The sequence below is a fragment of the Sphingorhabdus sp. genome (assembly GCF_044354325.1).
In the GTDB taxonomy this organism is placed as follows: Bacteria; Pseudomonadota; Alphaproteobacteria; order Sphingomonadales; family Sphingomonadaceae; genus Sphingorhabdus_B.
Genome location: NZ_JBILAF010000016.1, coordinates 1 through 12,440 on the forward strand (window position 1 = coordinate 1; position 12,440 = coordinate 12,440).

Sequence of the window (12,440 nt, forward strand, 5' to 3'; positions counted from 1 at the left end):
GACAATGACGTTCTTCAACGCGCCGTTCTTCATGCCACTCTATCTCTCTCTAAGACCAATTTATGCCGTGATAGGTGCACCGGAAGGCGGCCACCGACAAGCAAGATTTTCGCATCATAACGCAACTTCATGTAAAATTTTCGAACGTCATTCTTAGCAGGCGATTTCACCCGTCCAAAAGCTTTCGTCATTGCGGCAAGCCTGTTGGATACATATGTGTAACAGTTCCCGGATACACTGCTCCCCGACCCCGCATGTCGAATTATCGGAAAAAACGATTAGTCATTGCAAAAACGGTTGCTGGACTAAATGATAGAATTCGTGTTGGGGAGCGTCAGAATTTCAAAAACCACCATCGAAAGGATTTCACATGGGTATCATCGGTTCAAGCATCAAGCCGTTCACAACGCAGTCGTACAAGGCTGGAAAGTTCGTTGAAGTTTCCGACGCCGACGTAAAGGGCAAGTGGGGCGTATTCTTCTTTTACCCAGCCGACTGGACATTTGTATGCCCAACCGAGCTGGAAGACCTTGCTGACCAATATGCGGACCTGCAAGGCATGGGCGTTGAAGTATTCGCAGTGTCGACCGACACGCATTTCAGCCACAAGTCATGGCATGACAGCTCGCCAGCGATCAGCAAGATCAACTACCACATGCTTGGTGACCAGAACCACGTCATCAGCAACAATTTCGGCGTATTGCGCGAAGGCCAAGGCCTTGCCGACCGTGCGACCTTCGTAGTCGACCCAGACGGCGTTATCCAAGTCATGGAAATCACCTGTGAAGGCGTTGGCCGTAATGCGGTTGAACTCGTCCGCAAGATCAAAGCTGCGATCTACGTGCGCGAGCATCCCGGTCAGGTTTGCCCTGCGAAGTGGGAAGAAGGCGGCGAAACGCTTGCACCTTCGATCGACCTCGTCGGCAAGATCTAAAATATATTCGGGTGCCGCGTTCTTTAGCGCGGCACCCACCCCAATAGCCGACCAATTTAGCCGCCATCCGTCGCGGCGTGACCGTGCTTGTTTGAAAGAGACCCAAGATGCTTGATGCTGCTACCACTGCCCAGTTGAAAACGTATCTGGCAAACCTGCGCACCCCTGTTGAGCTCGTCGCGACACTCGATGACAGCCCCAAGTCTGCGGAAATGCGCACGCTGGTGGAAACCGTCGTCGAACAGTCACCCCTGCTGACCGCGCGGTTTGATGGCCATGCGAATCGCGTGCCTTCATTCGCTATCCGCCGCGCCGATGGCACGGCCGAGACGCATTTTGCGGGCCTGCCATTGGGGCATGAATTCACATCTTTGGTTCTCGCGCTTCTCCACATGGGCGGACACCCGCCCAAGGAAGAGGCCGAGTTGCTCGATTCGGTGAAGGCGCTTGAAGGCGACTTCCGGTTCGAAACATTCTTTTCGCTGTCGTGCCAGAATTGCCCTGACGTTATTCAGGCCATCAATATCATGGCCGCGCTCAATCCAAGCGTCAGCCATGTCGCAATCGATGGCGCGATGTTCCGCGAAGAAGTTGAGACCCGCAAGGTCATGGCCGTCCCTGCCATTTACTTGAATGGTGAACCCTTTGGCCAAGGCCGGATGGACCTCGCGCAGATCATGGCCAAGCTGGACACCGGCACGGTTGCCCGCGCTGCGGAAAAGATCGCAGCCAAGGAACCGTTTGAAGTTTTGGTCGTCGGCGGCGGTCCAGCCGGCGCAGCGGCAGCCATTTATGCGGCGCGCAAGGGTATCCGCACCGGTGTTGTCGCGGAACGGTTTGGCGGTCAGGTGCTCGATACGATGGGCATTGAGAATTTCATTTCGATCCAGCACACCGAAGGGCCAAAACTGGCGGCGCAATTGGAACAGCATGTCCGCGAATATGACGTCGACATCATGAACCTTCAGGCCGCGACGGAGCTCATCCCCGCTGCCGAAGGCGGGCTTCATGAAGTGAAGCTCGCGAGCGGTGCAACGTTAAAGGCACGGACGATCATATTGTCGACCGGTGCCCGTTGGCGGCAAATGGGCGTTCCCGGCGAAGAAGAATATCGCAACAAGGGCGTGGCATATTGCCCGCATTGCGACGGTCCGTTGTACAAGGGCAAGCGCACTGCCGTCATCGGCGGTGGCAACTCCGGCGTTGAAGCGGCCATCGACCTTGCAGGCATTGTTTCCCACGTCACGCTCGTCGAGTTTGACTCGCAACTGCGCGCCGACGCCGTGCTGCAAAACAAACTGCGCAGCCTGCCCAATGTCGACATCATCACGTCCGCATTGAGCACGGAAGTATTGGGCGACGGCGAAAAGGTTGAGGCTTTGGCCTACACCGACCGTCTGACCGGGGATTCGCATCGCATCGATCTTGAAGGTATCTTCGTGCAAATCGGGCTGGTTCCGAACACTGAGTGGCTAAAAGGACCGCTGCAGCTTTCGCCCCGCGGCGAAATCGAAGTCGATGCGCATAACGCGACGAACATCCCGGGCGTTTTCGCCGCTGGCGACGTTACAACCGTCCCGTACAAGCAAATTATCGTCGCGATGGGCGAAGGAACCAAAGCAGCCCTGTCTGCGTTCGATCACATCATCCGACATTGATAGTCATGCCGCTGCGGACCGGGAACGGGCGTTCTCGGTTCGCGGCGACGGGATGTTGTTTCGCCTTTAGAAGTGCTTTCGTCGAAATATGCTATTAATATGGGTTAAGTTCCGCCATCACGCGAACTTCGATATCCATCTCCCCTCACCGGTGAAAAAATGCGCAAGCCACTCATTCTGTCGTTGATGCTATGTGTCGCTGCCTGTGGCGGCGGTGAAGAAAAACGCGACCGCCCTGCGCCTTTGGTCGCACTGGGTGCCGCAACGGAGCATGTATTTTCGGACCGTTACGTTGCCGTTGGCACTGCAAACGCCAATGAGCAGGTTTCGGTTCGCGCGCCAGTGACCGAACGCATCACGCAGCTTGGTTTTTCCGACGGCGACTATGTTCGGCAGGGTCAGATGCTGGCCGTTCTGGCGCAAGGGCAGGAAACGGCATCACTCGCCAGCGCGCAGGCACGCGCGCGCCAAGCCGATCAGCAACTGGCGCGGATAAGTGAGCTCCATCGGCGCGGCTTTGCAACCAACGCCAATCTTGAGGCGCAGACCGCATCTGCGGCATCGGCTAAAGCCGCTGCCAATGAAGCGCGCGCGACGATTGGCGACCGCGTTGTGCGGGCGCCCTTTTCCGGGCAAGTGTCGCTGCGGCGCATATCGGTTGGCGCAGTTGTCAGCGCAGGCGACGAAATTGCCGCCGTCAGCGACCTGAGTTCCATCAAACTGGATTTCACGATACCCGAAACGATGTTGGCAAACGTCCGCGTTGGCCAAGATATCAGTGCGAAGGCTGCGGCTTTCCCCGATTATGTCGCTTCTGGAAAAATCATTGCGATCGATCCTGTGGTGAACCCACAGACGCGAACCGCCACGCTGCGCGCGATATTGCCGAACCGCGACGGACAGTTGAAACCGGGAATGTTGCTGTCGGTCACGATAACATCGAAAACGCGCACCGCCCCTGCGATCCCCGAACTCTCACTCGTCCGTGAGGGCGATGCGAGCTTTGTCTACACGCTGGATGCCGATCAAAAGGCGAAGCGTATTGAGGTTAAAACCGGCACACGCGACGGCAATCTGGTCGAAATCATCAGCGGACTTAAAGTCGGCGACCAAATCGTAACCGAAGGCGTCGTGAAGCTGTCGGAGGGTGCCAAAGTGCGCACTGGAAAAGCCAAAGCTGCCGAAGCCCCCGCAAAAAACAAATGATGCAAGGTTGAGATGACACTTTCCGACATCTCGGTCCGCAGACCCGTATTCGCAGCCGTAATTGCGATCTTGATGGTGCTGGTCGGCATTGTCGGCTTTTTAAGCTTACCCGTTCGCGAATATCCCGATACGGAACCCCCGATTGTGTCGGTTGGAACGGGCTATACCGGCGCTGCGGCCAGTGTCGTCGAAACGCGGGTGACGCAGGTGCTCGAAAATGCGCTTGCCGGTATCGAAGGTATTCAGACCATCACGTCCCGTTCGCGCGATGGGCAGTCCGAGATCACCATCGAATTCGCGCCGGGCCGAACCGTCGACAGCGCCGCAAACGATGTCCGCGACCGTGTCGGCGGGGTGGCGGATGATTTGCCTGAAGAAGTGCTCGCGCCTGAAGTGCGCAAGGTCGATGCCGATGCATCGCCTATCCTGTATTTGGTGGTGTCGAGACCCGGTTGGTCGCGGCTTGAACTCAGCGACTATCTCGACCGCAATTTGGTGGACCGGTTCTCCGCCCTCGATGGCGTCGCGCGCGTGTTTGTAGGCGGCGAAGCGCGGCCATCGATGCGTATTTGGCTGCAGCCAGACCGCCTTGCCGCATTGGGCCTCACGCCGCTTGATGTGGAAAATGCCCTGCGCAGCCAAAATGTCGAACTGCCCGCCGGTCGCTTGGAGTCTACCGATCAAAACGTAACCCTGCGCGTCAGCCGACCATTTGGGAATGAAGCTGAGTTCCAGCAGCTTATCGTCGCACGCGGAGCCGACGGTTCGCTCATTCGTCTGGCGGATGTGGCGCGCGTCGAAACCGGTCCGGAAAATCCCTATGCCGCATTCCGATTGAACGGTGAATCCGCCCTTGGCATGGGCATCGTCCGCCAATCGGGCGCCAACACCTTGGCCGTCGCCGAAAGCGCAAAGGCGCTCGCCGAACAAATCAAAGGCGACCTGCCAAAGGGCATGACGATCACTGTTGGATCGGATGACTCGCTGTTCATCAGCAAGGCCATCAGCGGCGTGTGGACGACCTTGGCAGAAGCGGCGGCATTGGTTGTCTTGGTCATCTTCCTGTTTTTGGGAAGCTGGCGCGCAACGCTTATTCCAGCAATCACCGTGCCCATCTGCTTGCTCGCGACCTTCGCGGTGCTGTGGATGTTCGGATTTTCCATCAACCTGTTAACGCTGCTCGCGCTTGTCCTCGCAATTGGTCTGGTGGTCGATGACGCCATCGTGGTGTTGGAAAATGTCTACCACCGGATTGAACAAGGCGAGCCTCCCCTTGTCGCAGCGGTGACGGGTACCCGGCAGGTCGCTTTCGCAGTTGTATCAACCACCATCGTTGTCTGTGCGGTATTCGTGCCCGTCATGTTTCTGGCAGGCCAGACCGGCCTTTTATTCCGCGAGCTTGCGGGCGCCATGATTGCCGCCATCGCTTTTTCGGGTTTTGTCGCGCTCAGCCTTGCACCAATGCTGTGTTCAAAACTGCTCAAGCAGGAAAAGCGCGGACGCGTTGCGTCATGGGTGGATGATAAATTCCAACGCGTGGAAACGCGCTATGCGCATATGCTGTCCCGCGCGATTGCCAAGCCCTTGGCAGCGATGCTTGGCGTCATTGGCTTTTTGGTTGTTGCCGGCCTTTTGTTCACGACGCTTCAGTCCGAACTCGCACCAGCCGAGGATGTGGGCGTCATAAGCGTCAACATTGCAGCGCCAGAGGGCACTGGCTACAACGCGATGGACAAATATATGTTGGATGCGTCCAAACCGGTTTTGGGGCTGCTTGAAAAGGGTACGGTTCGGTCCATCATTCAACGCACGCCCGGCGGCTTTTCCGCAAGTGATGACTTTAACTCGGGCACCTTCCTTATCTTCCTGAAACCATGGGAAGAACGCACAGAGAAGACCGAAGATGTCGTCGCACAGGTCAATAAAATCCTATCCGATCTGCCCGCTGTGCGCGGCAATGGCGCGGCGCGGTCGTCTATCGGACGTGGCCGGGGTCAGCCGCTGAACTTCGTTATCGCCGGATCCACCTATGAATCCCTAAGCGTTGCGCGTGACAGGATATTGACCGCGGCGCGGGAAAATCCCGGCATTGTGAACCTCGATTCCGATTATAAGGAAACCAAGCCGCAAATGGAGATTCAGGTCGACACGGCACGCGCTGGCGACCTTGGCGTGTCCGTTGCCGACGTCAGCCAAGCGCTACAGTCTCTATTGGGGTCGCGCCGTGTCTCGACCTATGTGGATCGCGGTGAAGAGTATCGCGTGATTGTTCAGGCCGATGCCCAAAACCGCGCAACGGCCGAGAATTTGGCCGCTATCCAGCTGCGGAGCCGCGATGGTTCCTTGGTATCGCTCGCCAACCTCATCACATATAAAGAAACAGCCGGCGCGCGCGACCTTGGCCGTTATAACAAGCTGCGCGCCATTACGCTGTCTGGCGGATTGGCGCCCGGCTATTCAATGGGGGAAGCGCTCGCGTTTCTGGAAGAGCAAGCCGCAGCATCGCCAGAAGTACTCGCCGTCGGCTATCGCGGTGAAAGCCAAGCATATAAGGAAACGGGCGGTTCCATCATCCTCGTGTTCTTCCTCACGATCCTGTTGGTCTATCTCGTTCTGGCGGCGCAGTTCGAGAGCTTCGTGCACCCTGCGACGATTATCACCACCGTCCCATTGGCCGTCGGCGGTGGTATCATTGGCCTTGCGCTGACGGGGATGACACTCAACCTCTACAGCCAGATTGGTATCGTCATGCTCGTGGGCCTTGCGGCAAAGAACGGCATTTTGATCGTCGAATTTGCCAACCAGCTGCGCGATGAAGGTTTGGAAATTCTGGAATCGATACAGCAAGCCGCAGCGCGCCGTTTGCGACCAATTTTGATGACCTCGATTGCGACCGTGTTCGGTGCAATCCCGCTTGCTATTGCCAGTGGCGCAGGCGGCGCAGCACGGGCCTCTATCGGGGTGGTCATTGTCTTCGGCGTAACGCTCGCCACGCTGATTACGCTTGTTCTCATCCCGCTCATTTATGCGCGGCTTGCGAAATATACGGGATCACCAGAAGCGGTCACGCGTCGTTTGCAGCAAGAACTTGCTGCGCAGGAAAAAGGGGCAGCCTGACGGTTACCGCAGGGGGCTCACAACGGGCCCATCCTTTGACGCGGTGACTTCGTCACTTCTTAACATGTTGGGCTTAGATGGCCACCTGCACAGGCGCATTCACTGCAGGAACCCGACATGCATAAGAATATGGTTATCTTTGGCACGCGGCCAGAAGCCATAAAATTATTTCCTGTTGTCAATGCGTTGACGGCTTACTCTAATATGCACACTGAAGTTTTGGTAAGCGCGCAACATCGGCAGATGCTGGATCAAGTGCTCGCGATCAGCGGCATCGTTCCGGATTATGACCTTGACCTCATGCGGCCCGGGCAGTCGCTGGATGCGCTCACGGCGCGCTTGTTGGAGGCGATTGGCCGCGTGCTCGATTCCGCAAAACCCGACCGCGTGATTGTCCAAGGCGATACCGCAACCGCCATGGCTGGCGCGCTCGCCGCCTATTATCGCCAAATTCCGGTGAGCCATGTCGAGGCGGGTTTACGCAGCAATAATATCCGCCAGCCATGGCCTGAGGAAGTGAACCGCAAGATTATCGGCTCAATTGCGGATCAGCATTTCGCGCCAACCGCTGTGTCTGCGGCTGCGCTTACCGCAGAGGCAGTATCCCCCGAAAATATCTTTGTCACCGGCAACACAGGGGTTGATGCGCTGCACTGGGTAACGGACCGCATCGCGCAAAACCCAGCATTGGCAGCAAACCTTGCGCCATATGAAGAACGGTTCCGTGGCCGCAAGATCATTGGCATCACGGCGCACCGCCGGGAGAATTTCGGCGATGGCATGGACAATATCGCAGCAGCCATTCAGGCCATTGCGGCGCGGGACGATGTGGCGTGCATCTTCCCCGTGCACATGAACCCAAATGTCCGCGCTGTCATGAACGCCGCTCTGGATGATTTACCCAATGTCGCGATGATCGAACCCTTGGATTATCCGAATTTCGCCCGCCTGCTGTCGATCTCGCACATCATGTTAACCGATAGCGGCGGCGTTCAGGAAGAGGCACCCGCCCTTGGAAAGCCCGTGCTGGTGATGCGCGACACCACCGAGCGTCCCGAAGGCGTCACCGCGGGCACAGCGAAGCTGATCGGCACCGATAAAGACCGCATCATTGCCGAAATTTTCACGCTTTTAGACGATGATGCCGCTTATTCAGCCATGGCCCGCATGCACAATCCATTTGGGGATGGTCACGCAAGCCAGCGCATAGCGGAGATAATCGATCATGCCCGTCGTCGAGAAGCCTGACATATTCGTGGTCGGCTGAACATGCCGACGCAAGACTTGTTCCTGTCATGATAAAGGCATAAGGCGCAAGCAATCGGCAGTCGCCTCCAAAAAGGTATCGTAATGAAAATCGCAATGATCGGTTCGGGCTATGTTGGCCTTGTATCTGGCGCATGTTTTGCAGATTTCGGGCATGAAGTTGTCTGTGTCGACAAGGATGAGGGCAAGATAGCCCGCCTGAACGCCAATATCATGCCGATTTACGAACCGGGCCTTGATGCTTTGGTCAAGACCAATGTCGATGCCGGACGCTTGAGCTTTTCAACCGATGTCATGCAATCGGTCAAAGGGTGCGGTGCGATCTTCATCGCCGTTGGCACACCGTCACGCCGCGGCGATGGCCATGCGGACTTAAGCTATGTCTATGCCGCAGCCGAAGAGCTGGCGCGCGCAATTGATCCCGGCACGGTTGTTGTGACGAAGTCCACGGTTCCTGTGGGCACAGGCGACGAGGTTGAGCGCATCATTCGGCAAACCAGCCCTGACCTTGAATTTGCCGTTGTTTCCAACCCGGAATTCCTGCGCGAAGGCGCGGCCATTGGCGACTTCAAACGCCCCGACCGCATTGTCGTGGGCAGCGATGTCGAATGGGCCCGCGATGTCATGCGCGCGATTTATCGTCCGTTGTTCCTGAATGAATCGCCCTTGCTGTTCACCAGCCGCCGTTCGTCGGAGCTGATCAAATATGCCGCAAACGCATTTCTCGCGACCAAGATCACCTTCATCAACGAAATGGCGGACCTGTGCGAGAAACTGGGGGCCAATGTGCAAGACGTCTCGCGCGGCATTGGCTTGGATAACCGCATCGGGCCAAAGTTCCTGCATGCAGGGCCCGGCTATGGCGGCAGCTGTTTTCCCAAAGACACGCTGGCGTTGCTCAAGACCGCACAGGACAATGAAACACCCGTTCGCGTGGTGGAAGCAGTCGTTCAGGCCAATGACCTTCGAAAGCGTGCCATGGGCCGCAAAATCATCAACGCCTTGGGCGGTGATGTGCGCGGCATGAAAATCGGGTTGCTTGGCCTGACGTTCAAACCCAACACCGACGATATGCGTGATGCCCCGTCAATTGCGATTGTTCAGACGTTGCTCGATGCTGGCGCCATCGTGCATGCCCATGATCCCGAAGGCATGGAGGAAGCCGCCAAGATCTTGCCCGACGTGGTGATGACCGCCAGCGCTTACGATGCTGCGCAAGATGCGCATGCCGTTGCCTTGGTGACCGAATGGGACGCCTATCGTGCGTTGGACCTCAAAAAGCTGCATGCCGCGATGGCAGGCGACGTTCTGGTCGACCTGCGCAACATCTATCGTCCGGAAGAAGCGCAGGGCGCTGGGTTTAATTATGTCAGCGTTGGCCGCTAAGCCAACAGACTTAATTTACCTGCCGGGCATATCCCACCCAATAAGGTGCGCGTAAATCCTTGCGCAAAATCTTGCCCGATGCGTTGCGCGGCAGGGCTTCGATGACATCCACCGAGCGCGGCACCTTGAACCCTGCGATACGTTCGCGCGCCCAGTCCATCACGCTTTCAACATCAACCTGCGCGCCGGGTTTGGGCACGCAGACAGCCTTCACCGCCTCGCCCCATTTGGCGTCTGGCACGCCGATAACGGCGACTTCCAGAACATCGGGGTGGCCGTAAATCGCGCTCTCAACCTCAGCGGGGTAAACATTTTCGCCACCGGTGATGATCATGTCTTTGACGCGGTCGTGAATGTATAAATAGCCGTCTTCATCCAGATATCCGGCGTCGCCCGTTTTAATCCAGCCGCCGTCGGCGACGGTGCCTTTGGTTGCGTCGGGCAAATTCCAATAGCCAATCATATTGTTCGAAGACCGCGTCCATACTTCACCGACGTCTCCGACCGGCATGTCATTGCCTGCGCCATCAACAATGCGCAGATCAACGCCGGGCAACGGCTTTCCGGCCGACCGCATTCTTTTGTTGCCATTGGGGTCATGGTCTTCGGGCGGCAACATGCAGATTGTGCCGGTTGTTTCGGTCATGCCATAGACTTGAATGAACTGCGCGTTGAACACATCCATCGATTGCCGCAGCAGCTCGAGCGGAATCGGCGCCGCACCGTAGAGGATATATTTCAGGCGGCTGTAATCCACCGAACGGCAGCGCGGGTGATTGACCATCATTTGCAGGGCGGCAGGCACAATGAACAACCGCGTCGCGCCGCCTTTTTCAATCGCGTCAAAAACCGCATCAGGCGAAAATTCAGCCTGAACCAACCCCGGCAAGCCAGACGCAAGTGCCATGATGCCAAGCCCCGTCCCGCCAATATGCGCGCAGGGCATGGCGATGAGGACGACTTCATCATCATCCCATTTGGTATAGGCGTGGTCGGAATCGGCAGAATGCTTGCGCAGGGCAAACAGGTTGCGGTTCGACAGCACCGCGCCCTTCGGATTACCCGTGGTCCCTGAAGTGTATAGCTGCAGCGCGGCATCATCGGCACCAGCAGGTTCAAATGCAGCACGCGGTGTCGCATCGATCATCCGCCGCGCGTCATCTTCTGCAATGACACGCTCAACATCCGGAATGTCATTGGCCAGCGCCTGAACGCCCGCGTCAAACCCCTGCCCCGCGAACAAAACGCGCGCGCCGGTGTCTTTCGCAATATATGCCCATTCGGCAGGGGCAAGCCGCCAGCCAATCGGCACCATGACGACGCCAACGCGCGCCGCGCCGTAAAATAACGAAAAATACAGGTCGCTATTTTTGCCAATCCACGCAATGCGGTCGCCTTTTTTAAGGCCCAGCGCCATCAGCATCGACGCGATTTTCGCAGTGTGTTCTTCCAGCCCGCCATAGGTAAAAGCATGGCCATCTTGCGATAAAGCAGGCCAATTGGGACGGTCCTTTGCCCAAAGGGTCAGAAACCCGTCAAAGGTCAATATGTCGAAATCGGCCACCGCCATGTCATCTCTCCCAAGATCGGGCCGCGTTTGGCAGAGGCCCTGATGCTTTTTGTCGAGAGATTATAGCCACATGTCAACAAACGGATTACCTCTCGGCTTCCCCCGTTGAATGCGAGGATTCTCTCATGGCAAAAACGTTTCAACTGACCGCTATTTTTCTGCTGGCAGGTGTCAATTTGCCGGCGACCGCGCAGAATGAATCCAAGCGTGAAATCGTTGTCACTGCGCGTTCTTTGAAGGATACAGAGGCGGATTTGAAAGCCTGCCTCGCGCGCAAATGTCCACCTGATCAGGATATCAAAGCGACGCTGGCGCATGCCGAAAACCAATTTGTCGAAGGCGATTATCGCGATGCGCGCGCGACTTTGGCAAATGCCCTCGGCCGCAATCGCAAACATAAAGAACAGTTCCCGATCGAAGTTTCCGATTTGCTGCGTGCAAACGGCAATGTGGCGGCGCATTTGGGCGAAACCGATATTTATCGGCGGTCCTTGCTCAGTATGCGCGACACATTGAAAGGCGCGCTTAAGCCGAATGACTTTCGTGTTTTCGGCGCGGAAATTGAAGTCGCGGATTCGCGTTTGAAGCTTGGCTATTTGGAAGAAGCCAGCGACAAATATCTAAAAATCGAACGGCGCGCGCTTTCCGCGGGCCTTCCCCAAATTGCAGCGATTGCCCGTCTGCGCGACCTGTCTTTGCGGGTGCAGCGCGCGGAAACCGAGAAGACGGCATTTCGCCGCAAAGACGCCACCGAAGCGATTGACCTGTTCTTGAAAGAGCCCACCGGCGGGGCCGAGAAATTCAAGATTGTGGCTGAGGTCCTGAAATCACGCATGGACCGCAATGGCGGCAACAACGAAACCACCGACAAGCTCATTGCGCGCTATGCAGCGATGGGCGGCACAGAACGTCCTGTCCTGTTGTATTCCAAGCCGATTGAAATGAACAAGGCACAGGCCGCCCGCGCGATGGCCGGTGGCAGCGACCTCAACCGCATCAGCACCCAAGTCGTTAAAAAGGGCTGGGTCGATATTGGTTTCTGGATTGGCGCCGACGGCAAAGTGGATGAACCCGAAATCTTGCGCAACCAAGGCGGGACCGATTGGACCGACGTTGTTCTAAAATCGATTAAAACCCGCATTTATGCGCCGTTAAAGGCGGAGAAAGACGATGCTGCGCCCGGAATTTATGCCGTCGAGCGTTATTCGCTTACCGCGCAATATGAAAATGACGTGACCGGAACGCGTATCCGTCAACGCTCACCTATCGCCAGAATCGAGCGGACCGATTTGACTGGCTAGGG

Annotated in this window: 8 protein-coding genes; 7 read left to right on the plus strand and 1 reads right to left on the minus strand. The window is 56.9% G+C overall.

The window, feature by feature from the left end; translation table 11 throughout:
- The first annotated feature begins 370 nt into the window (after positions 1-370).
- The 6 genes from ahpC (at position 371) to ACIQ0G_RS02865 (ending at position 9,567) form a co-directional block, all read left to right on the plus strand.
- Positions 371-934: an alkyl hydroperoxide reductase subunit C gene (ahpC, locus tag ACIQ0G_RS02840; protein ID WP_397576605.1), complete on the plus strand. Its 564-nt coding sequence runs from the start codon at positions 371-373 to the stop codon at positions 932-934.
- 107 nt (positions 935-1,041) lie between these two features.
- Positions 1,042-2,592, plus strand: coding sequence for an alkyl hydroperoxide reductase subunit F (ahpF, locus tag ACIQ0G_RS02845; RefSeq protein WP_397576606.1), 1,551 nt, complete (start codon positions 1,042-1,044; stop codon positions 2,590-2,592).
- A gap of 159 nt (positions 2,593-2,751) precedes the next feature.
- On the plus strand, positions 2,752-3,798 hold the full coding sequence (locus tag ACIQ0G_RS02850) for an efflux RND transporter periplasmic adaptor subunit (RefSeq protein ID WP_397576607.1): 1,047 nt from the start codon (positions 2,752-2,754) through the stop codon (positions 3,796-3,798).
- A 12-nt stretch (positions 3,799-3,810) separates the two neighbouring features.
- A complete protein-coding gene (locus tag ACIQ0G_RS02855) occupies positions 3,811-6,915 on the plus strand; it encodes an efflux RND transporter permease subunit (RefSeq protein ID WP_397576608.1) in 3,105 nt (1,034 codons plus the stop codon).
- A gap of 117 nt (positions 6,916-7,032) precedes the next feature.
- On the plus strand, positions 7,033-8,163 hold the full coding sequence (wecB, locus tag ACIQ0G_RS02860) for a non-hydrolyzing UDP-N-acetylglucosamine 2-epimerase (protein WP_397576609.1): 1,131 nt from the start codon (positions 7,033-7,035) through the stop codon (positions 8,161-8,163).
- Between the two features lie 102 nt (positions 8,164-8,265).
- Positions 8,266-9,567, plus strand: a complete 1,302-nt coding sequence (locus ACIQ0G_RS02865; RefSeq protein WP_397576610.1) for a UDP-glucose dehydrogenase family protein — start codon at positions 8,266-8,268, stop codon at positions 9,565-9,567.
- Positions 9,568-9,577: 10 nt separating this feature from the next.
- Here ACIQ0G_RS02865 and ACIQ0G_RS02870 read toward each other — a convergent pair whose 3' ends face one another.
- Positions 9,578-11,137, minus strand: a complete 1,560-nt coding sequence (locus tag ACIQ0G_RS02870) for a fatty acid--CoA ligase (protein WP_397576611.1) — start codon at positions 11,135-11,137, stop codon at positions 9,578-9,580.
- A gap of 125 nt (positions 11,138-11,262) precedes the next feature.
- Between ACIQ0G_RS02870 and ACIQ0G_RS02875 the strand changes: the two genes are divergently transcribed.
- Positions 11,263-12,438, plus strand: coding sequence for a hypothetical protein (locus ACIQ0G_RS02875; protein WP_397576612.1), 1,176 nt, complete (start codon positions 11,263-11,265; stop codon positions 12,436-12,438).
- Positions 12,439-12,440 lie beyond the last annotated feature (2 nt).

Excerpts from the sequence above, each read along its gene's own strand:
- ahpC (WP_397576605.1), top strand. The coding sequence starts at position 371 with ATGGGTATCATCGGTTCAAGCATCAAGCCGTTCACAACGCAGTCGTAC.
- ahpF (WP_397576606.1), top strand. The coding sequence starts at position 1,042 with ATGCTTGATGCTGCTACCACTGCCCAGTTGAAAACGTATCTGGCAAAC.
- ACIQ0G_RS02850 (WP_397576607.1), top strand. The coding sequence starts at position 2,752 with ATGCGCAAGCCACTCATTCTGTCGTTGATGCTATGTGTCGCTGCCTGT.
- ACIQ0G_RS02855 (WP_397576608.1), top strand. The coding sequence starts at position 3,811 with ATGACACTTTCCGACATCTCGGTCCGCAGACCCGTATTCGCAGCCGTA.
- wecB (WP_397576609.1), top strand. The coding sequence starts at position 7,033 with ATGCATAAGAATATGGTTATCTTTGGCACGCGGCCAGAAGCCATAAAA.
- ACIQ0G_RS02865 (WP_397576610.1), top strand. The coding sequence starts at position 8,266 with ATGAAAATCGCAATGATCGGTTCGGGCTATGTTGGCCTTGTATCTGGC.
- ACIQ0G_RS02870 (WP_397576611.1), bottom strand. The coding sequence starts at position 11,137 with ATGGCGGTGGCCGATTTCGACATATTGACCTTTGACGGGTTTCTGACC.
- ACIQ0G_RS02875 (WP_397576612.1), top strand. The coding sequence starts at position 11,263 with ATGGCAAAAACGTTTCAACTGACCGCTATTTTTCTGCTGGCAGGTGTC.